The sequence below is a fragment of the Pseudomonas maioricensis genome, assembly GCF_022790535.1.
In the GTDB taxonomy this organism is placed as follows: Bacteria; Pseudomonadota; Gammaproteobacteria; order Pseudomonadales; family Pseudomonadaceae; genus Aquipseudomonas; species Aquipseudomonas maioricensis.
Genome location: NZ_LOHG01000008.1, coordinates 80,081 through 105,323, shown reverse-complemented (window position 1 = coordinate 105,323; position 25,243 = coordinate 80,081). Strand labels below are relative to the sequence as shown.

Below are 25,243 nucleotides of genomic sequence, written 5' to 3'. Positions count from 1 at the left end.
CAGACTGATCTAACCGCACTGGTGATGAAGCGACAGGTCAGCTAGCATCGCTTTTTTGTATTTGCCAGGACTGCCCGCCCATGAAAATCGTTTCGTTCAATATCAACGGGCTTCGTGCCCGACCTCATCAGTTGGCGGCGCTGATCGAGAAACACCAGCCTGATGTTATCGGCCTGCAGGAAACCAAAGTCTCTGACGAGCAGTTCCCCCAGGCGGAAATTGAAGCGTTGGGGTATCACGTGCACTTCCACGGACAAAAAGGTCACTACGGTGTGGCGCTGCTCTCCCGCAAAATGCCGCTGGCTATGCACAAAGGCTTCGAAACGGACGATGAAGAGGCGCAGAAGCGCTTCATCTGGGGCACATTCGCCGACGATAACGGCCAACCGATTACCGTAATGAATGGCTATTTCCCGCAAGGAGAAAGCCGCGACCATCCGACCAAGTTTCCGGCCAAACAGCGTTTCTACAATGACCTTCAGGCCTTGCTGGAAACCCGTTTCAGCAACGACCAGCCACTCATCGTCATGGGCGACGTGAACATTTCCCCGGAAGACAGTGATATTGGCATCGGCCCGGACAACGCCAAGCGCTGGCTGAAAACCGGCAAGTGCAGCTTTCTGCCAGAAGAGCGCGAATGGATGGCTCGCCTGAAGAACTGGGGGCTGGTGGACAGTTTCCGACACCTTCACCCGGAAGTGATTGATCAGTTCAGCTGGTTTGACTATCGCAGCCGCGGCTTCGAGGATCAGCCCAAACGCGGGTTGCGCATCGACTTGATCATGGCCTCCAACGGCCTACAGCCACGCATCAAGGCTGGCGGGGTTGATTACGAACTGCGCGGCATGGAAAAACCGTCGGATCATGCGCCGATCTGGCTGGAATTGAGCTGATTTCGCGATGAATTAGTCACATTTAAACGTGGGACCGGCTTCAGCCGGAAGCGGGTACTTCTGGCGACTGATTTTCAGTGCCTGTGATGGCCCTTTCCCGGCTGAAGTCGGTCCCACGTCGCCAGTGCCTCGGCCACCAACACTCATCGGGCTCAGCGAGCACCTTACTATGTTACTGAACCCAATTGTCACATTGCGGTAATCAATCCGACTTAATCTCTCGGCACTTTCCTGATATTCAAGGTGCCGCACATGCTGCGCGCTGTTTCGTTGCTGGCTGTATTCTCATTACTCGCGCTTGACGCAACCGCCAGCCTGCCTTCGCCTCCCGATCACAACCCGGTGCTGCGCATTCATGGCTCCAATACCATCGACGCCCAACTCGGCCCTGCCCTTGTCGAAGGACTACTGCGCAAACAAGGCGCGCGTGATATTCACACTGAGACGGGTACCGTGGCCAACGAACTCCGGGTGACCGGAACTGCGGCTGATGGCAAAAAACTGATTGTCGAAATCGCTGCCCACGGCTCCGGGACAGGCTTCGCTGCATTGAAGGCTGGAAAAGCCGATATAGCCGCGTCGTCACGGCCAGTCAAAGATAAGGAAGTTCAAGACCTTGCGGAGATCGGCAACCTGAAAAGCCCGGGAGCCGAGCAGGTCATCGCCATCGATGGAGTTGCAGTCATCGTGCATCCCGGCAACCCGATACGCGAACTGACAACAGAACAACTGGCGCGTATATTTTCTGGCGAAATCCGAAACTGGCAGGCATTGGGCGGCAAAGAAGGCGAAATCCATCTCTATGCCCGTGACGAGCAATCAGGGACTTTCGAAACATTCAAAGAACTTGTCCTGCTCAAATACCGCAAGACACTTTCCTCAACTGCAAAGCGCTTCGAGTCCAGCGAACAACTGTCCAATGAAGTCAGCACAGACCGTAACGGCATCGGTTTCATTGGCCTGCCCTATGTACGTCATTCCAGAGCCGTGGCTGTAGCTGACGGTGACTCACGGCCCATGCTCCCCACCGTAGGCCTGATTGCGACAGAAGATTATCCGTTATCGCGCCGTCTTTACCTTTACCTCCCCGTGGAAACGCATCAACCCTGGGCGACCGCGCTGATCAATTTCGCCCAGAGTCCCGAGGGTCAGGCCGTGGTTGCGCAAAACGGATTCGTTGCGCAAACGGTACAAGCCATCAAGGTTCAGGCAACAGCACAGATGCCCGGCGACTATCAGGCACTGACCCGCGAAGCAGAACGGCTGTCGGTCAACTTCAGGTTTGCCCAAGGCAGCGCCACGCTGGATAACAAGGCGCTGCTCGACGTGAAACGAGTAGCAGAGTATCTGAAGCAACACGACAAACTCGATCAACGGGTCACGCTGGTGGGTTTTGGCGATGCGAAAAGCGACCCCAAACGCGCGCAGCTACTCTCCCGACTGCGCGCCATGGCGGTGCGTCGAGAGTTGATCAAGAGCAATGTGACGTTACGGGAAGTTGTCGGCTTTGGTGATGAAATGCCGGTGGCAGCCAACGATCTTGACGACGGACGCATCAAGAACCGACGAGTTGAAGTCTGGGTGGATTGATGGGGCACTGCCGCTAGCCTGACCAGACGCTATTGCTCGGCTATCCTCGTGAGTACACATCAGGAGGCAACATGCATCAGCCATCCGCGCCTGAACCGCCAGAGCCTGAAGACAGCAAACCACCGACGTTCTGGCAAATGCTACACAGCGTGATGGCGGCCGCATTCGGCGTGCAAAGCGGGAAAAACCGTGAGCGGGATTTCACCCGCGGCAAGCCGATCCACTTTGCGGTCATCGGCCTGTCTTTTACGCTGTTCTTCGCTGCCCTGCTGTTCGGCCTTGTGCAGTTGGTCGTGTACTTTGCCATCGGCTGAAGTCCTGCCTATGGAGAAGCCGGACGCAACAAAAATGAATAGTCAGTTCCCGCTGGCTGGCCTTTCAGGCTCAGGGCACGGAAATCCACACCATAGTCATCGCGCATGCTGTCAGCGCGAATCCGACTCAAATCACTGACACTGACCTCTTTCATGACCTGGGCCTGACGGGCACCGATAATAAGGCGCGCGGCAGGGGCAGTTGTGTCGTAATCATGCAAAAGGACCATGGCCAGACCACCCAGCATGAAGTGCCCACCCGCCAGCGCACTGATACGCCCGTCCTGCAGCGCAATCAGCGATTGCGGAGACCAGTTGATGGAGCTGAACAGCACCTCCCTGCCCGGCTCTCGTGCTGTTTCCCGTACGGCATCCATGGCGCCAAATACCATTTGATCATTCGCCGACCAGATCAGGCTGATCTGCGGGTAGCGCCGAAGCAGCACACGGGCTTGCTCAAGCGCACGATCACGTCGCCAGCCGCCCAATACGATCTGCCGCAAACGAACTTCCGGATGCTCGGCCAGCGCCCGACGCATGCCCTGCTCACGCTTCAACGAGACCGGAGTGGTATTGGTACCTGAAAAAGCGAGCATTTCGATCACATCGCCAGCCTTTAGTGGCGGATGCAGGCTGATCAAGCGTTTGGCAGTGAGATAGCCACCCGTCTCGTCGTCCCCTACCAGGCTGCCAATAAAGTTGGGGTAGCGTTGCGAAACGTCACCAAGAATACGCAACTGGTCCGCGGTCAACGTGTTGTTTACGGCAAAGAGCTTTACCTCGCTGTTCTGTGACAGGCGAAGAATCTCGGGCGCAATATTGAGTTCATTGGAAAACACCAGATAGTCCGGACGGCTCGGCCCCTGCAGCGCATCCCTCGCCTGCTCGACCAGTTGCCGCGTGTCACGGTTGCTGTAGAGCACCGTGAGGTTCATGCCGAGCCGGGTCGCCGCCGCTTGCATGAATCGCGCGTAGACGGACCAGTAGCCATCGGACGCAGGTCCGGGACTCAGAAAAACCACTGAGGCGGCGCTGGCGGCGTTCAGCCAGCCCCCTAAAGCGACCACAAGCACGCCGCAGCAAAGTCGAGTCATTCAGACGAGCCTTGATAAATAGCCAAAGATCTTTTCGACGATCCACTTAGCTATCGGCCGCTAACCCGATTGTCTGCACCGCAAATGTGTGCCGAGAAGTCTTATTGATGGCTGACCCAGAACACTGCGGCTCCCACAACAAGAATGATGATGAAAAAAATGGCCCACGCATCAACATGACTGTCGTTCTTGGAAACTTTGGGATGGTTGCTCATGAACATTGCCTCTTGTCTGTTTTATTAGTGGCAGCACGGATAAAGCGGTGAGTCTCAGGTTATTTCAGGTCAGACTCGACCCCAGTAAAGCCGAGGGATGCCCATACCACAAGCAGGGTTATCAGCGTCGGACCAAAGGCTTATCACTTTTAGCTATTTGCATATATGCAAACGCCACTTTTGTGTATATCCGCAAACTGGTATCTTCCCCCGGCTCCGTCTGGAGTGCGCGGCCGTGCGCGCAGATTTGCTGTGGTAATTGCCTGAGAACAGGACCTATATGTACGTATACGACGAGTACGACCAGCGGATCATCGAGGACCGCGTCAAGCAGTTCCGTGATCAGACCCGACGCTATCTTGCGGGGGAACTCAGCGAAGAAGAGTTCCGCCCTTTGCGCTTGCAAAATGGCCTCTATATCCAGCGTTTTGCGCCGATGCTGCGCGTGGCTGTGCCTTACGGCCAGCTGACCTCACGCCAGACACGGATGATGGCCAAGATCGCTCGCGATTATGACAAGGGCTACGCACACATCAGCACACGGCAGAATGTTCAGTTCAACTGGCCCGCGCTGGAAGACATTCCGGACATCCTTGCCGAGCTGGCAACCGTGCAGATGCACGCCATTCAGACCAGCGGCAACTGCCTGCGCAACGTCACCACCGATCAGTTCGCCGGCGTAGCGGCTGACGAGTTGGTAGACCCGCGTCCATGGTGCGAAATCGTCCGTCAATGGACCACTTTCCACCCTGAATTTGCTTACCTGCCGCGTAAGTTCAAGATCGCGATCAATGGTTCAACCAGCGACCGTGCCGCCATCGAAGTTCACGACATTGGTCTTGAGCCTGTCCTGAACCAGGCTGGCGAGCTGGGCTTCCGTGTATTGGTCGGCGGTGGCCTGGGCCGTACGCCAGTGGTAGGCGCCTTCATCAATGAATTCCTGCCATGGCAGGACCTGTTGAGCTATCTCGATGCGATCCTGCGGGTTTACAACCGTTACGGCCGTCGTGACAACAAGTACAAGGCGCGGATCAAGATTCTGGTCAAGGCATTGACCCCTGAAGTGTTCGCCGAGAAAGTCGATGCAGAGATGGCCCACCTGCGTGGCGGCCAGACCACGTTGACTGAAGCTGAAGTACATCGCGTCTCCAAACACTTCGTCGACCCTGATTACAAAGCGCTGGAAGACTTCAGTGCTGAACTGGCGAAACTGGATCAGGAACATCCGGGCTTTGCTCGCTGGCGTACGCGCAACACCCTGGCTCACAAAAAGCCGGGCTACGTAGCAGTCACGCTGTCCCTCAAGCCTACCGGTGTTGCACCCGGCGACTTGACCGACAAGCAGCTCGACGGCGTTGCAGACCTGGCCGATCGTTACAGCTTCGGTCAACTGCGCACCTCTCACGAGCAGAACATCATTCTTGCCGACGTGGAAGAGAGCCAACTGTTCACCTTGTGGCACGAGCTGCGCGAGCAAGGTTTTGCCACCCCTAACGTGGGGCTGCTGACGGACATTATTTGCTGCCCTGGCGGCGATTTCTGCTCGCTGGCCAACGCCAAGTCGATCCCGATTGCCGAATCCATCCAGCGCCGCTTCGACGACCTGGACTACCTGTTCGACATCGGCGAGCTGGACCTGAACATTTCCGGTTGCATGAACGCATGCGGTCACCATCATGTCGGCCATATCGGCATTCTGGGCGTGGACAAGAAAGGCGAAGAGTTCTATCAGGTCTCCCTGGGTGGCAGCGCAAGTCGCGACGCCAGTCTGGGTAAGATCCTGGGCCCTTCCTTTGCTCAGGACGCCATGCCGGATGTGATCGAGAAGCTGATCGACGTTTACGTTGAAAAACGCAACGAAGACGAGCGCTTTATCGACACTTACCAGCGTATCGGCATCGACCCTTTCAAGGAGCGCGTCTATGCAGCGAATAATTAAGAATAACGAAGTCATCGATGAAACCTGGCACTTGCTGCCCAAGGAGACGTCCTTTGATGAGTTGTCCAACTGCGACGACCTGATCGTTCCGCTTGCGCTGTGGCGCGAGCATGGCCACGCCCTTGCTGCTCGTGATGGCGGCCTGGGTGTCTGGCTGGACAGCGACGAAGAAGCTGAAGAGATCGGCGCTGATGTCGACAAGTTCCAGGTCATTGCCCTGAACTTCCCGGCCTTCACCGACGGCCGAAGCTACTCTAACGCGCGCCTGCTGCGAGATCGTTATGGTTATAAGGGCGAGCTGCGGGCTATCGGCGATGTTCTGCGAGACCAACTGTTCTACCTGCACCGCTGCGGCTTCGACGCATTCGCTATTCGCGCCGACAAAGACCCCTACGAAGCCCTTGAGGGATTGAAGGACTTTTCGGTGACGTATCAGGCTGCAACCGACGAGCCGCTGCCGTTGTTCCGCAGACGTTAATTCGTTCGCTGCCCGAAAAAGCCCAGGTCTGGATTTCCAGCCTGGGCTTTTTTCATATCGGGGGACCGGTTTGAGCCGGGAAGACGATATTGCCGACGATAAAATCTGGCGGATGTGCTGGCCTCTTCCCGAATGAATTCGGTCCTACCGGTAATCTTCCCGACCCAGGCGCGTCACACCTCATTGGCGGCAGGACCGCGCACCAATTACGCCTGGCGGCGATTTGAAATGAAGTGTCGTCAGGAGTGACATCAGGATCAACATCAAGCGCCCAATGTTTGAGGGCGTACGCTTTGATCAGCGCCCGGGCAAAACTTGCCGGGCTTTTGATGACCGCGCCGTGATCGGTGACGAAGGTATCAAGCAGTGGATTGTTCGCAAGGTAGTCGGCTGTTTCAGGCATTTCGGGCAATTTCCTTATTGCAAAGAGATTGCCAGTCTTAGCGATATAGCGAAGCGAAATGACCTGTATAAATACCGCGCGTTGATTTATTCGAGGCAATAAAAAGCGTCGCCTGCAATTGCAGGCGACGCTTGAAGGTTTTACCAGAAGCGTTGTTGCGTCAGACGACTCCACCAACCCAACAGGAGCCGGTCCACTGAACCGGTCGCAGCCATGCCCATGCGTTCTTGCAGACTTTTACGCTGCACATAATGCAGGTGGAACACTTCGGCCGTCTTGGCGCGCTCACCAATGTACTCGTCGCTGGTCTTCAGCTCGTCGACCAACTGCTTGTCCAGCGCCGCGACGCCCAGCCATACCTCGCCGGTAGCCACTTCATCAATCGCCAGTTGCGGACGGTAATTGGCAACGAAGTTTTTGAACAGGTCGTGGGTAATGTCCAGATCCTGCTGAAACTTCTCGCGGCCTTTCTCGGTGTTTTCGCCAAACACCGTCAAGGTACGTTTGTATTCGCCCGCAGTGAGTACCTCAAAATCGATATCGTGCTTTTTCAGCAGACGGTTGACGTTAGGCAACTGAGCCACGACGCCAATCGAACCAAGAATGGCAAAAGGCGCGCTGATGATCTTGTCACCGATGCAAGCCATCATGTAGCCACCGCTGGCCGCCACTTTGTCGATGCAAATAGTCAGCGGAATACCTGCCTGACGAATACGCGCCAGTTGCGAGGAAGCCAGGCCATAGCTGTGCACCATGCCGCCACCGCTTTCGAGACGCAACACAACCTCGTCCTTCTCGGTAGCAAGCGTCAGCAGCGCCGTAATTTCATGGCGCAGGCTTTCCGTTGCAGAGGCCTTAATGTCGCCATCGAAATCCAGCACATAAACGCGCGGCTTGGGGTCAGCCAGCTTCTTGTCTTTCTTGAGGCTTTTAGCCTGCTCTTTACGCAGCGTCTTGAGGCGGTCCTTGTCGAGCAGCGACTGTTCGAGGCGCTCACGCAAAGCCTTGTAGAAATCATTGAGCTTGGTGACTTGCAATTGCCCGGCCGACCGACGGCGGCCTTTGCCGCGCAACGACGCAATCGCCACAAGAACAACAACGATGGCTACAACCAGGGTGACCGTTTTGGCCAGGAAACTGGCGTAATCGGCTAAAAACTCCACAGAGACTCCTCACTTCGATGGCGCCCTTACCATTCAAGGGTCGCGGATCACCCAAGCATACCGGCGCGACCTGTCGGCGACCAGCCGTCAATCGTTTAGAGAACGACCATTCAAACAAGCGTATGTTTTTTCATTGACACGCCTTCGGCATCCTCATAACCTCGCAAACACTTCAACGTACCGGGATACGGACGTGGGCAGCATCTACTTGATACGACATGGCCAGGCGTCTTTTGGTGCCGACGATTACGATGTACTGTCGCCTGTCGGGGTTCGCCAGTCAGAAGTGCTGGGGGCGTATCTCTCCAGGCTCGGCTCAGGCTTTGATCGCTGCATCGCCGGCAGCTTGCGCCGACAGCAGCACACTGCCGAGCTGGCGCTGGATCAGCTCCGGGTTGCAGGCCTGAAAACGCCTCAACTGGAGGTCGACGCGGCCTTTGACGAATTTGATGCGCAAACCACGATCCGCGTATTGCTGCCCGCCATGCTGGGTGAAGAGCCCGAAGCGCTGCATGTGATGCGCAATGCTGCCCAGAACCGCGCCGAATTTCAGCGCCTGTTTTCGTTGATCGTCGCACGCTGGCTCAGCGGTGAGCATGACAGTCCCGAACTGCAAAGCTGGGAAGCGTTCGTGGCTCAGGTTCAAGCCGGTTTGCAACGAATACTGGAGCGCGCCCAGAGCGGCGAACGCATTGCAGTGTTTACCTCGGGCGGCACCATTACTGCCCTGCTCCACCTGATGACCCAGATGCCCGTTCAGCAGGCTTTCGAGCTGAACTGGCAAATCGTCAACACGTCGCTCAACCAATTGAAGTTCCGTGGTCGTGAGGTCGCGCTGGCGAGTTTTAACAACCATGCTCACTTGCAACTGATGAATATGCCGGAACTCATTACCTATCGATGACCCCGGTAAACCCGTTACAGAACAACCACTAAAAAGGATCGAACCATGACCTCCGTAGCCGACGCCGTTCAAGCCATGAAAGCCAAGTTCAACCCAAGTGCCGCTGCTGGCCTGGACCTGGTTTTCGGCTTCCGTATCGATGAAGACAAACACTTCTCGCTGATCGTCAAAGACAGCACCTGCGAACTGCAGGAAGGCGAAAACCCTGACGCTCAGGTCACTCTGGTTATGGATGGCGAAACCCTGCAGGGCATCGTCAGCGGCGAGACCGACGGTATGCAGGCCTTCATGGGCGGCAAATTGCGCGCCGAAGGCGACATGATGCTGGCGATGAAGCTGAGCGAACTGTTCCCGGCCTGATCAATGAGTCCGGCAAAGGAAACCGAAGCCTGAGCGCTTCGGTTTTTTTTGCCCGTTTTTTCGTCTCGGCTATAAAAGTGTACGGGCCATCAAAGGCAATGATCGACGAGCAACACGGCGGCCAATAAGACAGCCTGCACGTTGTTGCCACCATTCGATTAGTCAATGATCTATGCGCACCATAATAAGCAGAAGGGATAAGCATGGCGCTTACTGACCAGTCCACACAGATCCGCGCAGGCGAAGAGCTGGATGCCGCGCTCATAGACCCTTACCTCAAGGCCAATATTACGGGCCTTGAGGGCAGTCCCGTGATCAGCCAGTTTCCCGGCGGCGCATCCAATCTCACCTACCTGGTGCAGTATCCTGATCAGGAATTCGTCCTAAGACGCCCGCCTTTTGGCCAAAAAGCCAAATCGGCCCATGACATGGGCCGTGAGTACCGCATCATCAATCAGCTCAAGGATGCGTTCCCGTTTTGCCCGAAAGCGTACCTGCACTGCACCGACGAGTCAGTGATCGGCTCCGGGTTTTATGTCATGGAGCGCATCAAGGGGATCATCCTGCGCTCCGACCTGCCAAAGGAGCTGAATCTCACAGCGCCCCAGACCCGGACACTCTGCAAAAGCTTTATTGATCGGCTCGTGGAGCTACACGGTGTGGACTATCAGGCCTGCGGACTGGGTGATCTGGGTAAACCGGAAGGTTATGTTGAGCGTCAGATTCGTGGCTGGGCTGAACGCTATGACAAAGCGCGTACGCCGGACGCGCCGGAGTGGACGCATGTCAAAGCGTGGCTGGCAGAGAAGATGCCCGCAGACCACTCGGTTCCGGCAATTGTGCACAACGACTACCGTTTCGATAACGTGCTATTGGACCCGGAAAATCCGCTGCAGATCATCGGCGTGCTGGATTGGGAGATGACCACGCTGGGCGACCCGCTGATGGATCTCGGCAACACCCTTGCCTACTGGATTGAAGCCAACGATCCGGCCCCGGTCCAGCTGATGCGACGCCAGCCCAGCCATGCACCCGGTATGTTGACTCGTCAACAATTCGTCGACTACTACGCTGAACGCTCGGGCATCGCCATCGAAAATTTCGATTTCTATTACACCTACGGGCTGTTCCGGCTGGCGGGGATCGTCCAGCAAATCTACTACCGTTTCTTCCAGGGCCAGACCCAGGACAAGCGCTTCGCACAGTTTATTCATATGAACAAACTGCTCGAACACATGAGCCTGCAGGTCATCGATAAATCCAGCCTTTGACTGGGACAAGAGAAGGAGAAAAAACTATGTCCAGAACCGAACTGTTCGACCTTGATGGCAAAATTGCTTTTGTATCCGGCGCCAGTCGCGGCATTGGTGAAGCCATCGCACGATTGCTGGCGCAGCAAGGTGCGCACGTCATTGTCAGCAGCCGCAAAATCGAAGGCTGCCAGCAAATAGCCGAGGCAATCAACGCCGAGGGCGGTCAGGCAACCGCCATTGCGTGTCATATCGGTGAGATGGAGCAGATAACAGCGGTCTTCGCCCAGATCCGCGAGCAATTCGGCAGACTGGATATTCTGGTCAACAATGCCGCGACCAACCCGCAGTTCTGTAATGTGCTGGACACTGACCTGGGTGCGTTTCAGAAAACCGTCGACGTGAATATTCGTGGCTATTTCTTCATGTCGGTTGAAGCAGGCAAGCTGATGCGCGACAACGGCGGCGGCAGCATTATCAATGTGGCATCGATCAACGGCGTTTCTCCGGGCGTTTTCCAGGGGATCTATTCGGTGACTAAAGCCGCAGTGATCAACATGACCAAAGTGTTCGCCAAGGAATGCGCGCCTTTTGGTATTCGCTGCAACGCCCTGCTACCGGGCCTGACCGACACCAAATTCGCCTCGGCGCTGGTCAAGAACGATGCGATTCTGAAAACCGCCCTCCAGCAAATCCCGCTAAAACGGGTTGCCGATCCCTCTGAGATGGCCGGTGCCGTGCTGTACCTGGCAAGCTCAGCGTCGAGCTATACCACCGGTGTTGCGTTGAACGTGGATGGCGGGTTTCTGTCCTGACCACCCCGTAAACCTTCTCGCCAACAAGTTGCCTCCTACCTGACCCAGCACAAGCCGGTAGGAGCGAACTTGTTGCCTCCTACCTGATACGACTGTCCTGCAGTAATATATGCAGCTTCCGGGGCAGCTTTTCTGCCCGACTGCCAAGTAAGCCCTTCCCATGCCAATTGAACTGAGTGTCGAGCTGAGCACCCTTGCGGTGCTCGTTGTCGTTGCCTTTGTTGCCGGTTTTATCGATGCCATTGCCGGAGGCGGTGGTTTGCTGACCACCCCGGCGCTGATGACCGCAGGCCTGCCACCGCATCTGGTGCTGGGCACCAACAAACTCAGTTCAACCTTCGGCTCGGCCACCGCTGGTTTTACCTTCTACCGGCGCAAGCTGTTTCATCCACGGCAATGGACGCATGCACTGGTCGGTACCGCCATCGGTGCGTTGATCGGCGCCGTGATCGCTCAGTACCTGCCTGGCGAATGGATCAACCAGATGCTGCCCGTGATCGTCTTCGGTTGCGGCTTGTACCTACTGTTCGGTGGCACACCCAAAGCCCCGATAAACAGCGATGCACCGATCAGGAAAAAATGGCAGTTCCCGCAAGGTCTGGGCCTGGGCTTCTATGACGGCGTGGCGGGCCCGGGGACTGGCGCGTTCTGGACGGTCAGCACCCTGCTGATGTATCCGCTTGATCTTGTGAAGGCCAGTGGCGTGGCACGCACCATGAACTTCGTCAGCAATGCCGCGGCGCTCACCGTGTTCATTGTTTCCGGGCAGGTGGACTGGCTGATCGGCCTGAGTATGGGCGTCGCGGTGATGCTTGGGGCTGCCCTTGGCGCCCGCAGCGCTATCAAGGGCGGAGCAAAGTTCATTCGCCCGGTGTTCATCACCGTCGTGTTGTGCCTGACCGCCCGCCTAGCCTGGCAACACTGGTTCGGGGGCGCCTGAACGCTGCGCCAGGTACAACTCGATCAAGTGCCGGGCAATCGAGCGATTGGCTGGCAACGGCGGCAGATCATTGATGCTGAACCAGCGGGCATCTTCGATTTCGTCCGCCTGAGGGACAATCTCGCCACTCTCATATTCGGCATGAAAACCCAACATCATTGAATGGGGAAACGGCCAGCACTGGCTTCCCACATACTTGATGTCCCTGACCTTGACCTGCACCTCTTCCATCACCTCGCGGCGGACACAGTCTTCGGCGGACTCACCCGGTTCCACAAACCCGGCCAGTGTGCTGTAGACACCGGTCACGAAACGCGGCGAACGGGCCAGCAGGATTTCGTCACCACGGGTGATCAAGACGATCATGCTCGGTGAGATACGCGGATAAAAGCGCAGGTTATCGTGTTCGCAATACATCGCCCGCTCGCCCGGGACTTGTACCGTAGGGCGTCCGCAACTGCCACAAAAACGGTGTTCACGGGCCCAGGTGCTGATCTGCGCGGCATAGCCCAGTTGCTGGAAGACTTCGTACTCGCCAGACAACATGAACTGCCGTAATCCTTGCCAACTGCAGCCTTCTACCTCAACTGCCTCTTTGAGGACATACAGATAAACCGGCTCGCCATCGAAATGACCGATGCCGTGTTCGCTGATGACATCAAGCTCCTGACGCTTGAGCCATTCCCGGGGAAACATCGCCCCGTTATTGTCCAGCAGGAAGCCTTGCTCGCTGTGGACGACAGCCCAACCGCCCGGCATCTGAATATCCAGTACAGCGGTGGTCCAGCGACTGGGGCCCGACATAAAAAACTCCCTGATACGTTGATCTGATGCGCGCTCTGGCTTTCGCTCTAGTTCTCGAAAGCCGGCTTTTGCTTGCTCATCTGAGCAAACATGGCGGTTTTCAAGTCTGCTGATTGCAGCATGGCAGCGTTCCAGATAGCAACGTGTTCCAGCCCGTCATCCACGCGGTGATCACGCATATAGCTGATCATTTCCTTCGTGCCGGTGATGGCGATAGGAGACTTGGCGGCGATTTCTTTAGCAAGGTTCAACACGCCTTCGAGCAGACTGGTCGCGTCGGAAAAAACACGATTGACCAGCCCGATCTCCTTTGCCTCCGCAGCTTCAACCGTACGCCCGGTATACGCCAGCTCGCGCATGATGCCATCGCCGATAATCCGGGGCAGGCGCTGCAGCGTTCCCACGTCGGCGGCCATGCCCATGTCGATTTCACGAATCGCAAACTTTGCATCCTGAGCGCAATAACGCATATCGCACGCAGACACCAGGTCGATGGCACCGCCGAGGCAATAGCCTTGAATGGCTGCAAGCACCGGTTTGCGACAACGGTCAACCGCAGTAAACGAAGCCTGCAACTGCTGAATCTTGCGCCGCAACGTTCGTGCATTACGCCCCGGGTCCTTCCCCAGTTCATTGGCCACAGAGGCCAACAGTTGCAGATCGATGCCTGAAGAGAAGTGCTTGCCCGCCCCGCTGAGGACCACAACACGCACTTCATCGGTCTCATCAATCCACTGGAAAATATCAATGATTTCAGACCAGAATGCAGCGTCCATCGCATTGACCTTTTCCGGTCGATTGATCTGCACGTGGGCAATGTGATCACTCAGCTCTACAACAAAGGATTGATAGTCAGACACGGAGGTTCCTCTCTTGATTTTTCTTGTTCTAGCCACGACCCGATTCAGCCAGAGACTATATCAAGGCTGGCCTTTAGGCGATAAGGCGGCGGATGTGCCAAGTGCCGGACCGTTGTCCCAAAACGCGCCTGAACGCGGCCTGCACGGTGCAAAAGTCTGAACGCTCGCGGGGCACAGCGGTCAAGTAGTGTGTAAGTGATATTAAGCTGTGTCATAGGCATTGACAGCGCAGCGGCCGATTTAAGGCTATGCCACCCCCCTAAGGTCGCAAGAGGGCGATTCTTGACTACATCAAAAGCAGCAACCGGTATTGTGGGCCTCGATGACATTCTGGCAGGCGGTCTTTCCCGTCGGCACGTGTTTCTTCTCGAGGGCGAACCAGGCACTGGCAAAACGACAGTCGCTTTGCAGTTTTTACGTGCAGGCGCCCTTGCGGGCGAGCGCTGTCTGTATATCACTCTTTCAGAGACCGACATCGAACTGCGCGACGGCGCGAAGTCGCACGGCTGGGATCTGGATGAGAACATCGTAATTTTCGAGCTGACGCCACCTGAAAGCCTGCTCGATGCTGATAATCACCAGAGTCTGTTGTATTCCTCGGACCTGGAACTGGGCGAAGCAACGCGTCAGATCTTCGAAGTGGTCGAGCGGGTCAAACCGACCCGAGTCGTGATCGACAGCCTATCGGAAATCCGCTTGCTGGCACAAAGCTCGCTGCGCTATAGACGACAGATTCTGTCCATCAAGCACTACTTCACGCGCTATGACGCGACTGTATTGCTTCTGGATGACCTGACCACCGAAGCTTTGGACAAGACCGTGCACAGCGTCGCGCACGGTGTGATCCGGCTTGAAGAGCTGAACCCGAATTACGGCGCAGAGCGGCGGCGCGTCCGGGTGGTGAAGTATCGCGGGCAGAAATACCGTGGCGGCTTTCATGATTTCACCATCAAGGCCAATGGCATCCACGTTTATCCGCGACTGGTTGCTGCGGAACACCGCAACCGATTTGAGCGCAGCGTGCTATCCAGCGGCGTGGCTGAACTGGATGCGTTGTTGGGCGGCGGCATCGATGGCGGTTCGAGTACATTGATTCTGGGGCCTGCGGGTACAGGCAAATCGCTGATCGCGCTAGTCTTTGCGGCTGCTGCAGTGGCTCGAGGCGAACGTGTCGGACTTTTCATCTTCGATGAAGAACTGGGCCTGCTATTCAATCGCATGCGCAAAGTCGGCATCGATCTGGAAGCTCTGGAGAAAAGCGGTAACCTGCTGATTGAACAGGTCGACGCCGCTGAGCTGTCACCTGGCGAATTCGCTCACCGGGTACGGGCAAGCGTCGACGAAAAGCAGATCAAGACGGTGGTTATTGACAGCATCAACGGCTACCAGGCGGCTATGCCGGAAGAAAATGCGCTGGTTCTGCACATGCACGAACTGCTGCTCTACCTGAACCGTCAGGGCGCCTCGACGTTCATGACAGTCGCTCAACATGGTCTTGTGGGCGACATGCGAGCCCCCGTTGACATTACTTATCTCGCCGACACTGTCATGCTGTTGCGCTACTTCGAAGCCATGGGCGAAGTTCGCCGTGCGATTTCCGTTATCAAAAAGCGCACTGGCACTCATGAGTCCACCATCAGGGAGTATCGCATCAGTCATCAGGGCCTGAAAATCGGCGAACCGCTCGCAGCCTTCCAGGGCGTGCTTACCGGCGTCCCTCAGTATGCGGGCTCAACCAGCCCCTTGATGCAGGATGACAGGGAGTGAGCACGCCCGGGCTGCTATCAGAACGGGCAATCATCCTGGCCCCACGGGGCCGGGACAGCCAGATCGCTTTGATGATTCTGCAGGAGGCGGGTTTTCCCGCCCTGGTCGCGCATACGCTTGCCGACCTGAGCGCCGAGCTGAGCCTCGGCGCAGGGATGGCGATCATTGCCGATGAGGCTTTGCGTGGCAAAGATATCAGCTCCTTGGTGGAGACGCTGGAGCGCCAGCCGCCCTGGTCGGACCTTCCTGTAGTGCTTCTGACCCATCACGGCGGCCCGGAGCAAAGCCCCTCGGCTTATTTGGGCACGATGCTAGGTAATGTAACGTTTCTCGAGCGTCCCTTTCACCCGACCACGCTGGTCAGCCTTGTCACCACCGCCATACGCGGACGAAGACGGCAGTACGAAGCCAGAGCTCGCATGGAAGACCTGGCGGAAGGTGAACAACGCCTGCAGAACGCACTCAAGGCCGGACGCCTGGGTTCATGGCAACTCGAAGCAGAGTTCCTGACACTCGACTGCTCGGCTATCTCCCGCTCTCACTATGGGCGCAGCGAGGATGAGCGATTTGACTACGAGGACTGGCTGGACACCGTTTATGCCGAAGACCAGCCACGCATGCAATCGGCGTTACAGCGTAGCCTGGACAATGGTGACGACTTCATCATTGAATACCGCAATGTATGGCCTGACGGCTCGTTGAATTGGGTAGACGTCAGGGCACGAGCCATTCGCGCCAAGAATGGCAGAGTCAGCTCACTGGCGGGAGTAACTTCAGACATCACTGAGCGCAAGCAGGCCGAGGCGCAACTTCGACGACTTAACGAAACCCTTGAGCAGCAAGTCGAAGAACGCACTTCCCAACTCAGGCACAACGAAGAAGTGTTGCGCCAATCGCAGAAAATGGAAGCTGTTGGCCAATTGACAGGGGGCATTGCCCACGACTTCAACAACATGCTGACCGGGATTATCGGCAGTCTTGAATTGCTGCGAAGACGCCTGGCTCGCGGAAAAACCGAGGACCTGAACAGTCTGATCGACCTTGGCGTAACCTCCGCCAACCGTGCCGCCGCCCTGACCCACCGACTACTTGCCTTCTCACGCCGCCAGTCACTGGATTCCAAACCAGTAGACATGAATCAACTGATCCGCTCCATGAGCGAACTGCTCAATCGCAGCCTCAACGAGAGCATTCGTCTCGAGTTGCACTTGCATGCCCCTCTATGGACCGCAGAAGCGGATCCCAATCAGCTGGAAAGCGCCCTGCTCAACCTGGTGCTCAACGCCCGTGACGCAATGCCTGACGGCGGTCTTCTGATCGTCGAATCGTCCAATCAAAGTCTGGACAGGTCCTTTACCAACGCTCACGAAAACCTGCTGCCCGGCGACTACGTTGTGCTCAGCGTCAGCGATACCGGTTACGGAATGCCGGATAGCGTGATGAGCCGTGCCTTTGATCCGTTCTTTACGACCAAACCCATCGGCCAGGGGACCGGGCTGGGCCTTTCAATGATCTATGGTTTCAGCAAACAGTCTCATGGACATGTTGCGATTAAAAGCGAGGTCGGCAAGGGAACCACCGTGCAGCTTTACCTGCCACGCTTCAAAGGCCAGCAGACTCAGGACGAACAGATCATTCACAACACCGAGAGTTTCGCCAAAGACGGCGAGACTGTGCTTATTGTCGAGGACGATGCCGCTGTCAGGGTATTGGTCAGCGAAGTGTTGAGCGAGTTGGGTTATGCCTTTGTCGAAGCCAGCACCGGCGCTGAGGCGGTACCGATTCTTGAATCAGGGCAGCGCGTCGATCTGCTGATCAGTGATGTGGGCCTCCCGGGCATGAATGGTCGGCAATTAGCCGAGATAGGTCGTCAATTGCGCCCAGGCCTAAAGGTGCTGTTTATCACCGGTTATGCCGAACACGCGGCGGTCAGGGCCGGTTTTCTTGACGATGGCATGCAGATGATTACCAAGCCTTTCGCCTTCGACAATCTGACGTCCAAGGTAAGGGAGATGATTGAGGTTTAACGGTTTCGGCGCCATCTGGAGGTCAGGGATGGCGCGGGAGGGATGATCGATTCAGGCCAGCAGCTTTTCGATCTGGGAGTGCAGGGTTTCCATGTTGAACGGCTTGGCCAGGATCGGTGCCTTGGCGGCAATAGGGCTGCCCGACTCAAGGATTTCCGCTGGGTAGCCGCTGATGAAAATAACCTTCAACTCAGGTCGCAGTTTGACGGCGGGCTCAGCGATCATGACGCCAGAGATGCCGCCTGGCAGACGGTAATCAGTGATCATCAAATCCAGGTGGGGTTTGGTCGCAAGGATCTCGAACGCCTGCTCACCGTTTTCCGCCTGCAACACCCGATAACCCTCGCCCGACAAGTAATCGGCGAGCAGCATCAGGATCAGCGGTTCGTCTTCGACGATGAGTACGACATTTTCTGCATCAGAGCTCATGGGACTGCCTTCGGTCTATAAATAGCTGCCTTTACGACCATGGCGGTTGCCGTAGGTTGCGTAATTATCGGATAAATCTGACGCCTACAACCCGCGCCATCAAACCGGCAGGCAGACCCTGAACATCGAGCCTTCGCCCTCTGCACTCTCAACAACAATTTCGCCACCATGGGCAGCGACTATCTGGTCGGAAATAAACAGGCCCAGGCCCAGACCGTGGACCGCATGATTGGCGGCGACCCGCTCGAATTGCTGGAAGATGCGCCGCTGGTTTTCAGGACTGATACCGATGCCCTGATCACGTACCTCGACCCGCGCCTGCCCTTCAACGGCATAAACCCTGACTTCAATGGGCTTGCGCGCGCCATAGCGCAACGCATTGGTCAGCAGATTGGCGACCACTTGCTCGATACGGAACTCGTCCCACACGCCAATAACCGGCTCTTCAGCGGTGAACGTCACACTGGATTCAGCTGCCGCAATCTGCGCAGAAAAGCTTTCGAGCAGATTGCTTACCAACTCCGCAAGATCAAATGCACTGGTCCGAATCGACAGCTTGCCGGTGCGAATACGGGACACGTCGAGCATGTCCTCGATAAGCCGGATAAGGCTCTGGATCTGACGCTCATCGCGGTCAACCATGGCCCGCAACTTGTCCATGGTGAATGCTGAAGCGTTGTCTTTGGCCAGGTGCAACTTGCGCAGTTGGGTTTCGAGGATCAAGCCGTTAAGCGGCGTACGCACTTCGTGGGACACGATTGACATGAAGTCATCACGCATGCGAATCGCGTGCTCAAGCTCGTTCTGTGTCACCTGCAACTTTGCCAGCAATACTTCTTGCTCACGACGGCTTTGCTCCAGCGCCTCGACTTGCAGCTTCATGGCCTTGCGCTGCCGATAGAGATCAACGAATACGTTGACCTTGCTCTTTACCGCATGGATATCCAGCGGTTTGTGCAGAAAGTCCACCGCGCCACTTTCGTAACCCTTGAACGCATAATTGAGCTCTCGGCCTGCGGCACTGACAAACACGATCGGGATATTTTTGGTCCGGTCCGTACCGCGCATCAACTCAGCGAGCTCGAAACCGTTCATGCCCGGCATCTGGACATCCAGAATGGCCATGGCAAATTCGTGCTGCAGTAGCAATGACAGGGCTTCATCGGCGGACAACGCCTTGTACACCTCGCGATCTTCACGCTTGATCAGCGCTTCAAGCGCCAGAAGGTTTTCCGGCAGATCGTCGACGATCAACAGCTTGGCTTGAATGTGATTCAGCATGCAATTCGTTCCAGCTCGACCAGCAATTGGCCTATATCGTTTAAAGGCAGAAGGTAATCCGGCTCATGCAACGCAAGCGCCGCTTCAGGCATGGTGCGCGCCTGAGCCTGGTTGGGGTCCTGGATTACCGTCATACCGCCGGACTGTTTGATACACGACAAACCAAAGGCCCCGTCATTATTGGCCCCGGTGAGTAGAAAACCTGCCAGACGCGGGCCATAGGCATCGGCGGCTGACTGGAAAAGGATGTCAATACTGGGCCGTGAATGGAATACACGATCCTCCTGACTAAGCGACAGGCTGAAATCGTTCTCCACCGACAAGTGATAGCCAGGCGCGGCAAAGTACAGCGTGCCAGGCGCTATGTCTTCTTTGTCATCGGCTTCTTTGACCTTGATCGACAGCCTTGCCTGAAACACTTGAGCCAGCTGGCTGCGGCGGTCTTCAGGCACATGCAACACCGTCAGAATGGGCAGTCGATAGCCGACCCTGAGCCGCGAGAACACTTTGAGCAGCGCCTCGACCCCACCCGCTGAGGCCCCCACTACAATGGCGTCAACGACGGGTAACGTATGGCCCTCCGCGGCTTTTTCAGGAAAAGATGTCTTCATGACTTGCGGTAGATCCGTTCCGGTTTGACCAAGGGCTCGAACTGGCTGCTGTAATCGGAAAAATCCAGTGTTTCCTTGCTACCCAGCACCAGAAAGCCGCGGTGGCAGAGCGAGTCATGGAACAAACCAAAAGCTCGATTCTGCAGTTTCTTGTTGAAGTAGATCAGGACATTGCGGCAGGAAATCATCTGCGTTTCGGAGAACACACTGTCAGTGGCCAGACTATGGTCAGCAAACGTCACGTTTTCGCGCAGGGTCTTGTCGAAAATCGCGTAATCGTAGGCACTGGTGTAGTAATCGGAAAATGCACACTGCCCCCCTGCTTTCTGATAGTTGTCAGTGTACGCACGCACGTTTTCCATCGAGAAGATCCCTTGCTGAGCCTTCTCCAGCGAACTCGGATTAATGTCAGTGGCGTAAATAATGGTTCGATCCAGCAATCCCTCTTCGCGCAGCAGGATAGCCATGGAATAGACCTCCTCGCCCGTGCTGCAGCCCGCAATCCATATCTTTATTGACGGATAGGTACGCAGCAAGGGAACCACTTCCTGACGAATGGCCAGAAAGTGCGAGGGATCACGAAACATCTCGCTGACCGGAATAGTCATAAACTGCAGCAATTGCATGAACGCCTGGGGGTCGTGAATCACCCGCTCTTGAAGCGCAGACACCGTGGAGCAGTCAAACTGGCGCAGCGCGTGACTGATCCGGCGCTTCACTGAAGCCCCGGAATAATCACGAAAATCGTAGCTGTATTTGAGATAAATAGCCTCAATCAACAGACGTATTTCGATGTCCGTGTTTCTGTCTTGAGACATAGCGGAGCCTTTAATCCTGAGTTGGATGCTCACATTGGGCTTGTCCAACTCAAATACGTTCCATTTTCGGCAGCCATACACGAATCAACGAGAACAGCCGATCCAGATCGATAGGCTTGGCCAGGTAGTCGTTGGAGCCCGCCTGCAGGCAACGCTCCTGATCATCCTTCATGGCCTTGGCGGTCACCGCAATGATCGGCAGCTTGCGCCAGCGAGGGTCCTTGCGGATTTCGATGGTCGCTTCGTAGCCGTCCATCTCGGGCATCATCACGTCCATCAGCACCAGGTCGATATCTTCAACCTCGTCCAGCTTGCTGATGGCCTCGATGCCGTTTCGCGCCACTTCAACAACAGCGCCTTTGTGCTCCAGCGCGCTGGTCAAGGCAAAGATGTTACGCACGTCGTCATCGACCACCAGGATCCGGCGCCCTTCAAACACTTTGTCCCGGCTGCGCGCAGTCTTGAGCATCTTCTGCCGCTCGTTCGAGAGCTGCGACTCAACCTTGTGAAGGAACAGCGTGACCTCATCCAGCAGGCGCTCTGGTGAGCGCGCGCCCTTGATGATGATCGAACGCGAATACTTCATCAGTTCGGCTTCTTCATCGCGGGTCAGATTACGTCCGGTGTAGACAATCACCGGCGGGAACGAGCAGATCTCGTCGGTGGACATACGCTTGAGCAAGTCATTGCCAAGCATGTCAGGCAACTTGAGATCAATGATCATGCAGTCGTAGATATTGTCGCGCAGCAGATCCAGTGCATCCTGGGCAAAACCTACCGCCGTGATTTCAATGTCGTCATCGCCAATCAGCCGCGCAATGCTGTCGCGCTGCAGCGCATCGTCTTCGACCAGCAGGATGCGTTTGACCTTCTGGGTCAACTTGGACTCCAGCTTGGCAAACACATCCTTGAGCTCTTCGCGGGTGGTCGGCTTGACCGCATAACCCACCGCGCCCATGTGCATGGCCGCTTCCTGACGGTCTTCTACGGAAATAACGTGCACGGGGATATGACGTGTAGGTGCCAGCTCTTTCAGACGCTGCAGAACCGTCAGCCCTGAGTGATCCGGCAGGCGCATGTCCAGCAGGATTGCGTCAGGCACGAACTGCGCAGCCAGGTTGAAACCATCATCGGCCGCATGGGCAACCAGGCAGTGGTAACCCAGCTCATGGGCCAGGTCAAAAAGAATCCTGGCGAAAGCCACCTCGTCTTCGATGACCAGGATACAGCGCTTGGTCGATGGCAGCTTTTCGCGATCGTCGGCAAAAGTCGGCAAAGGTACCGGGGCGGGAGCTGCAGGGACCTTGATCGGCGCAGGCGCCAGGAATTGCACCGGCAGGACCGGCGCGGCGACCGCTGGCGGGACGTCTCCCGACTCTGACAGCATTGGCTCGACGTACTGCTCCGGCAGGATCAGCGAGAAGATACTGCCCTGCCCCGGTTCGCTGGTCACGCTGATCGACCCCCCGAGCAACCGCGCGAGGTCGCGGGAAATAGACAGTCCGAGCCCCGTACCGCCATAACGCCGATTGGTGGTGCCGTCCGCCTGGCGGAACGCTTCGAAAATACTTTCCTGTTGCTCCGCCGCAATACCGATGCCCGAGTCGCGGACGGTGAACACGATACCCGCACCAGGCTGGCGCGAGACCGTCATGCTGACGGTGCCGGTTTCGGTAAACTTGATGGCGTTCGACAACAGGTTTTTCAGAATCTGCTCCAGACGCTGGCGATCGGTGTAGAGCATGGTCGGCGCACCGGCCTGCACCTCTACATGGAAGTCCAGCTTCTTGTCGGCAGCCAACGGCTGGAACATATTGCGCAGCCCCTCGACCAGACGCGAAACGCTGCTGTTTTCAGGGCGCATGTCCAGCTTGCCGGCTTCGACCTTGGAAATATCCAGAATGTCGTTGATAAGGTTGAGCAAGTCATTACCCGCCGAATAAATCGATTCGGCGAATTTGACCTGCTCGGCAGTGAGGTTCTCTGCCGGGTTCTCCGCAAGCAGTTTGGCCAGAATCAATGAGCTGTTCAGCGGTGTACGCAGCTCGTGGGACATATTGGCCAGGAATTCGGACTTGTACTTGCTGGAACGCTGCAGCTCATCGGCACGGGCTTCAAGCTCCACCTGCGCAATGTTCAGTTCTTCATTCTTGTGATCCAGCGCATCGCGCTGATCGGCCAGGACCTGAGCCTGGTCAGCCAGTTGCTCGTTGGTTTGCTCCAGCTCCGCCTGCTGGGTTTCCAGATGAGCCTGGGATTCCTTGAGAATCCTTGATTGCTCTTCCAGCTCTTCGTTGGCGGTACGCAGCTCTTCCTGCTGGACTTGCAGTTCCTCGTTCAACTGCTGGGTTTCGGCCAGGACTTCCTGCAGACGCTGGCGATAACGCGCAGCTTCAATGGAGGTGCCCACGTTGTCGGCAATCAACTCCATGAACTCGACATCGCTTTCGGTCAGCGCACGCAGGAAGCCCAGTTCGATGACGCCATTGACCTGATCGTCGTTGCTGGTCGGGACCACCAGGATACTGCGTGGATTGCCCTCACCCAGACCGGAAGACACTTTGAAGTAATCGCCCGGCACTTCATCAAGGCGAATGATCTGATCCTGCTGCGCGGCCTGACCAATGATGCCTTCGCCGCTGTAAATCGACTGTTCGTACTGCTCCTGCTCACGGGAAAACCCGTAAGAAGCCACACGCTTGAGCCCGCCATGCTCCTGACGAACATAAATGGCTGCAACCACACTGCCCAGGTATTGAGAGAAAAACTGCAAAACGTTGCCGCCCAGGGTATTCAGGGTCAACTGCCCCAACACCTGCTCGGCCAATTCGCTCTGGCCGTTGCGCAGCCAGGCAACCTTTTTGAGGCGCTCGGCGTTTTCTTCCTGAAGCTTGAGGTTATCGCCGTAGGTACTGGAGAGCGCCAGCAGGTCCCGGCGACCGATGTACGCCAGGAACCCACTGACGCTCAGTACGAAGATGAGGTAGAGGGTTACGCACAGGACGGTCGTGCGGGTGACATCGGCGTTGCGCGACAGACGCAGTTGCTGCTCAACTGCGACAACTTCCTCGTACTGACTGCGGACCTCGTCGGTCAGACGCTTGCCTCGCCCGGTACGCAAGGGGGCAATGTATTCACCCTTGATCCGGCGCTGCTGAATCATTTCCTCGGCGTATTGACTCCAGTCGTCCTGCAACGCCTGAATGCGCTTGAGCCGGTCAACCTGGGGCGGGTTGTCACTGACCAGCGCCTCAAGGCCCTTGAGTTCGGCAGTAAGCGCTGGCTTCGCCAGTTCGTACGGATCAAGATAACGTTCATCTCCGGCCAGCAGATAACCGCGCATGCCCGTTTCCATGTCGATGGAAAGCTTCAATGCGCGATTGGTATTGTTGATCACCCGGTCGGTATGCTCGACCCACTGGATGACCGACAGCAAATAGCTGATCAGCCCAATGAAAAAGACCGCGCTGATGACGCCCACACTCAAAGGCAGCGTGACGTTGCGGCCAAGCAATTTACGAAAACGTTGCTCATCGACGGTAGACGGACGGATCATGAGTCATCCTTGGTGATCATCAAACCATGAAGTTTGCCGTAAACTTTAGAAAAAGACTCTCATTTCTGACACAGATAGCTGAATTTTCTGACATTTAATTCAACAGAAACCTGCCTATCGCTTCACAATGGTTACAAAATGGCCACTACGCACTCAAACGGGTGCCTCTGTTGGCTCTGGGAACTTCCGGCGTTATTTTGTTTACTCATCAACGGCCGCACGTGTCACTGCTGCCGTTTACCGTCTCTATTTGAAGGAACTCAAACATGTCTGCCCCCGCCAGCACCATTCTCGTGGTCGAAGACGACGCTATTGTCCGCATGCTCATCGTCGACGTGCTTGAGGAACTGGAATACAACGTGGTCGAAGCGGAGGACGGAGAAGAGGCACTGAAGGTGCTGCAGGACGGCTCCAGCGTCATTGATCTGATGATGACCGACCATGGCCTTCCAGGCATCAGCGGCGCTCAACTGGCGGTTAAAACCCGCGAGCTTCGTCCTTCCCTGCCCATTCTGTTTGCCAGCGGCTATGCCGAGAACATTGATGTGCCGGCCGGCATGCACAGCATCGGCAAACCGTTTTCCATTGATCAGTTGCGCGACAAGGTAAAAAGCATCCTTGGATAAGCACGACTCGCAGCGGCTAGCGCAAAACCCGGTGGTGAAAGCACCGACTCACGTATTGATTATTGGCTATGTGTGGCCCGAGCCCCGGTCGTCGGCGGCCAGCGGG

Annotated in this window: 23 protein-coding genes; 13 read left to right on the top strand and 10 right to left on the bottom strand. The window is 56.4% G+C overall.

The window, feature by feature from the left end; translation table 11 throughout:
* Nucleotides 1–80: 80 nt before the first annotated feature.
* The 3 genes from xthA to AUC61_RS14310 all read left to right on the top strand — a co-directional run bounded on the left by xthA (nucleotide 81) and on the right by AUC61_RS14310 (nucleotide 2,797).
* Complete coding sequence (gene xthA, locus AUC61_RS14320) at nucleotides 81–893, top strand: exodeoxyribonuclease III (protein ID WP_243246913.1); 813 nt, start codon at nucleotides 81–83, stop codon at nucleotides 891–893.
* Nucleotides 894–1,145: 252 nt separating this feature from the next.
* Nucleotides 1,146–2,483, top strand: a complete 1,338-nt coding sequence (locus AUC61_RS14315; RefSeq protein ID WP_243246912.1) for a substrate-binding domain-containing protein — start codon at nucleotides 1,146–1,148, stop codon at nucleotides 2,481–2,483.
* 71 nt (nucleotides 2,484–2,554) lie between these two features.
* A complete protein-coding gene (locus tag AUC61_RS14310) occupies nucleotides 2,555–2,797 on the top strand; it encodes a DUF2970 domain-containing protein (protein ID WP_243246911.1) in 243 nt (80 codons plus the stop codon).
* Nucleotides 2,798–2,805: 8 nt separating this feature from the next.
* Here AUC61_RS14310 and AUC61_RS14305 read toward each other — a convergent pair whose 3' ends face one another.
* Nucleotides 2,806–3,891: an ABC transporter substrate-binding protein gene (locus AUC61_RS14305; RefSeq protein WP_243246910.1), complete on the bottom strand. Its 1,086-nt coding sequence runs from the start codon at nucleotides 3,889–3,891 to the stop codon at nucleotides 2,806–2,808.
* 495 nt (nucleotides 3,892–4,386) lie between these two features.
* Here AUC61_RS14305 and AUC61_RS14300 point away from each other — a divergent pair, with 495 nt between their 5' ends.
* Both AUC61_RS14300 and AUC61_RS14295 read left to right on the top strand, forming a co-directional pair.
* Nucleotides 4,387–6,045, top strand: a complete 1,659-nt coding sequence (locus AUC61_RS14300; RefSeq protein ID WP_243246909.1) for a nitrite/sulfite reductase — start codon at nucleotides 4,387–4,389, stop codon at nucleotides 6,043–6,045.
* Nucleotides 6,029–6,523 (top strand): DUF934 domain-containing protein, encoded by a 495-nt coding sequence (locus AUC61_RS14295; protein WP_087270147.1) that lies wholly within the window; start codon nucleotides 6,029–6,031, stop codon nucleotides 6,521–6,523. Before AUC61_RS14300 ends, AUC61_RS14295 begins: the two co-directional genes overlap by 17 nt.
* Nucleotides 6,524–6,575: 52 nt before the next feature.
* On the opposite strand, the gene AUC61_RS14290 is transcribed toward AUC61_RS14295, so the two are convergent.
* Together AUC61_RS14290 and sohB are read right to left on the bottom strand one after the other, a co-directional pair.
* Nucleotides 6,576–6,926 (bottom strand): hypothetical protein, encoded by a 351-nt coding sequence (locus AUC61_RS14290; RefSeq protein WP_243246908.1) that lies wholly within the window; start codon nucleotides 6,924–6,926, stop codon nucleotides 6,576–6,578.
* A 140-nt stretch (nucleotides 6,927–7,066) separates the two neighbouring features.
* Entirely contained in the window at nucleotides 7,067–8,089 is a 1,023-nt protein-coding gene (gene sohB / locus AUC61_RS14285) for a protease SohB (protein ID WP_243246907.1), read from the bottom strand.
* 193 nt (nucleotides 8,090–8,282) lie between these two features.
* On the opposite strand from sohB, the gene AUC61_RS14280 reads away from it, so the two are divergent.
* The 5 genes from AUC61_RS14280 (at nucleotide 8,283) to AUC61_RS14260 (ending at nucleotide 12,358) form a co-directional block, all read left to right on the top strand.
* Nucleotides 8,283–8,993, top strand: a complete 711-nt coding sequence (locus AUC61_RS14280; RefSeq protein WP_243246906.1) for a histidine phosphatase family protein — start codon at nucleotides 8,283–8,285, stop codon at nucleotides 8,991–8,993.
* Nucleotides 8,994–9,038: 45 nt separating this feature from the next.
* Complete coding sequence (locus AUC61_RS14275) at nucleotides 9,039–9,353, top strand: SCP2 sterol-binding domain-containing protein (protein WP_122663577.1); 315 nt, start codon at nucleotides 9,039–9,041, stop codon at nucleotides 9,351–9,353.
* A 203-nt stretch (nucleotides 9,354–9,556) separates the two neighbouring features.
* Complete coding sequence (locus AUC61_RS14270; protein WP_243246905.1) at nucleotides 9,557–10,624, top strand: phosphotransferase family protein; 1,068 nt, start codon at nucleotides 9,557–9,559, stop codon at nucleotides 10,622–10,624.
* Between the two features lie 26 nt (nucleotides 10,625–10,650).
* Nucleotides 10,651–11,418 carry an SDR family oxidoreductase gene (locus AUC61_RS14265; RefSeq protein ID WP_243246904.1) on the top strand — a complete coding sequence of 256 codons (768 nt, stop codon included), beginning with the start codon at nucleotides 10,651–10,653 and terminating at the stop codon, nucleotides 11,416–11,418.
* 160 nt (nucleotides 11,419–11,578) lie between these two features.
* On the top strand, nucleotides 11,579–12,358 hold the full coding sequence (locus tag AUC61_RS14260) for a TSUP family transporter (RefSeq protein WP_243246903.1): 780 nt from the start codon (nucleotides 11,579–11,581) through the stop codon (nucleotides 12,356–12,358).
* On the opposite strand, the gene nudC is transcribed toward AUC61_RS14260, so the two are convergent.
* Both nudC and AUC61_RS14250 read right to left on the bottom strand, forming a co-directional pair.
* Nucleotides 12,326–13,162: an NAD(+) diphosphatase gene (gene nudC, locus AUC61_RS14255; RefSeq protein ID WP_243246902.1), complete on the bottom strand. Its 837-nt coding sequence runs from the start codon at nucleotides 13,160–13,162 to the stop codon at nucleotides 12,326–12,328. The genes AUC61_RS14260 and nudC overlap by 33 nt on opposite strands.
* A 47-nt stretch (nucleotides 13,163–13,209) precedes the next feature.
* Nucleotides 13,210–14,022, bottom strand: a complete 813-nt coding sequence (locus AUC61_RS14250) for a crotonase/enoyl-CoA hydratase family protein (protein WP_243246901.1) — start codon at nucleotides 14,020–14,022, stop codon at nucleotides 13,210–13,212.
* A gap of 282 nt (nucleotides 14,023–14,304) precedes the next feature.
* Between AUC61_RS14250 and AUC61_RS14245 the strand changes: the two genes are divergently transcribed.
* Together AUC61_RS14245 and AUC61_RS14240 are read left to right on the top strand one after the other, a co-directional pair.
* On the top strand, nucleotides 14,305–15,789 hold the full coding sequence (locus AUC61_RS14245; RefSeq protein ID WP_243246900.1) for an ATPase domain-containing protein: 1,485 nt from the start codon (nucleotides 14,305–14,307) through the stop codon (nucleotides 15,787–15,789).
* Entirely contained in the window at nucleotides 15,786–17,816 is a 2,031-nt protein-coding gene (locus tag AUC61_RS14240; RefSeq protein ID WP_243246899.1) for a response regulator, read from the top strand. The genes AUC61_RS14245 and AUC61_RS14240 overlap by 4 nt, the downstream gene beginning before the upstream one ends.
* 51 nt (nucleotides 17,817–17,867) lie before the next feature.
* Here AUC61_RS14240 and AUC61_RS14235 read toward each other — a convergent pair whose 3' ends face one another.
* The 5 genes from AUC61_RS14235 to AUC61_RS14215 form a co-directional block, all read right to left on the bottom strand.
* Complete coding sequence (locus AUC61_RS14235; RefSeq protein WP_243246898.1) at nucleotides 17,868–18,245, bottom strand: response regulator; 378 nt, start codon at nucleotides 18,243–18,245, stop codon at nucleotides 17,868–17,870.
* A gap of 99 nt (nucleotides 18,246–18,344) precedes the next feature.
* Entirely contained in the window at nucleotides 18,345–19,526 is a 1,182-nt protein-coding gene (locus AUC61_RS14230; RefSeq protein WP_243246897.1) for a hybrid sensor histidine kinase/response regulator, read from the bottom strand.
* Nucleotides 19,520–20,137: a chemotaxis protein CheB gene (locus AUC61_RS14225; RefSeq protein ID WP_243246896.1), complete on the bottom strand. Its 618-nt coding sequence runs from the start codon at nucleotides 20,135–20,137 to the stop codon at nucleotides 19,520–19,522. Before AUC61_RS14225 ends, AUC61_RS14230 begins: the two co-directional genes overlap by 7 nt.
* Nucleotides 20,134–20,955, bottom strand: coding sequence for a CheR family methyltransferase (locus tag AUC61_RS14220; protein ID WP_243246895.1), 822 nt, complete (start codon nucleotides 20,953–20,955; stop codon nucleotides 20,134–20,136). Before AUC61_RS14220 ends, AUC61_RS14225 begins: the two co-directional genes overlap by 4 nt.
* Before the next feature lie 49 nt (nucleotides 20,956–21,004).
* A complete protein-coding gene (locus AUC61_RS14215) occupies nucleotides 21,005–24,511 on the bottom strand; it encodes a response regulator (RefSeq protein ID WP_243246894.1) in 3,507 nt (1,168 codons plus the stop codon).
* A gap of 266 nt (nucleotides 24,512–24,777) precedes the next feature.
* Here AUC61_RS14215 and AUC61_RS14210 point away from each other — a divergent pair, with 266 nt between their 5' ends.
* The gene (locus AUC61_RS14210) at nucleotides 24,778–25,137 is read left to right on the top strand and encodes a response regulator (RefSeq protein WP_243246893.1); all 360 of its coding nucleotides are present in this window, start codon (nucleotides 24,778–24,780) and stop codon (nucleotides 25,135–25,137) included.
* The last annotated feature ends 106 nt before the right edge of the window (nucleotides 25,138–25,243 follow it).

Excerpts from the sequence above, each read along its gene's own strand:
- xthA (WP_243246913.1), top strand. The coding sequence starts at position 81 with ATGAAAATCGTTTCGTTCAATATCAACGGGCTTCGTGCCCGACCTCAT.
- AUC61_RS14315 (WP_243246912.1), top strand. The coding sequence starts at position 1,146 with ATGCTGCGCGCTGTTTCGTTGCTGGCTGTATTCTCATTACTCGCGCTT.
- AUC61_RS14310 (WP_243246911.1), top strand. The coding sequence starts at position 2,555 with ATGCATCAGCCATCCGCGCCTGAACCGCCAGAGCCTGAAGACAGCAAA.
- AUC61_RS14305 (WP_243246910.1), bottom strand. The coding sequence starts at position 3,891 with ATGACTCGACTTTGCTGCGGCGTGCTTGTGGTCGCTTTAGGGGGCTGG.
- AUC61_RS14300 (WP_243246909.1), top strand. The coding sequence starts at position 4,387 with ATGTACGTATACGACGAGTACGACCAGCGGATCATCGAGGACCGCGTC.
- AUC61_RS14295 (WP_087270147.1), top strand. The coding sequence starts at position 6,029 with ATGCAGCGAATAATTAAGAATAACGAAGTCATCGATGAAACCTGGCAC.
- AUC61_RS14290 (WP_243246908.1), bottom strand. The coding sequence starts at position 6,926 with ATGCCTGAAACAGCCGACTACCTTGCGAACAATCCACTGCTTGATACC.
- AUC61_RS14275 (WP_122663577.1), top strand. The coding sequence starts at position 9,039 with ATGACCTCCGTAGCCGACGCCGTTCAAGCCATGAAAGCCAAGTTCAAC.
- AUC61_RS14270 (WP_243246905.1), top strand. The coding sequence starts at position 9,557 with ATGGCGCTTACTGACCAGTCCACACAGATCCGCGCAGGCGAAGAGCTG.
- AUC61_RS14265 (WP_243246904.1), top strand. The coding sequence starts at position 10,651 with ATGTCCAGAACCGAACTGTTCGACCTTGATGGCAAAATTGCTTTTGTA.
- AUC61_RS14260 (WP_243246903.1), top strand. The coding sequence starts at position 11,579 with ATGCCAATTGAACTGAGTGTCGAGCTGAGCACCCTTGCGGTGCTCGTT.
- nudC (WP_243246902.1), bottom strand. The coding sequence starts at position 13,162 with ATGTCGGGCCCCAGTCGCTGGACCACCGCTGTACTGGATATTCAGATG.
- AUC61_RS14235 (WP_243246898.1), bottom strand. The coding sequence starts at position 18,245 with ATGAGCTCTGATGCAGAAAATGTCGTACTCATCGTCGAAGACGAACCG.
- AUC61_RS14230 (WP_243246897.1), bottom strand. The coding sequence starts at position 19,526 with ATGCTGAATCACATTCAAGCCAAGCTGTTGATCGTCGACGATCTGCCG.
- AUC61_RS14225 (WP_243246896.1), bottom strand. The coding sequence starts at position 20,137 with ATGAAGACATCTTTTCCTGAAAAAGCCGCGGAGGGCCATACGTTACCC.
- AUC61_RS14220 (WP_243246895.1), bottom strand. The coding sequence starts at position 20,955 with ATGTCTCAAGACAGAAACACGGACATCGAAATACGTCTGTTGATTGAG.
- AUC61_RS14215 (WP_243246894.1), bottom strand. The coding sequence starts at position 24,511 with ATGATCCGTCCGTCTACCGTCGATGAGCAACGTTTTCGTAAATTGCTT.
- AUC61_RS14210 (WP_243246893.1), top strand. The coding sequence starts at position 24,778 with ATGTCTGCCCCCGCCAGCACCATTCTCGTGGTCGAAGACGACGCTATT.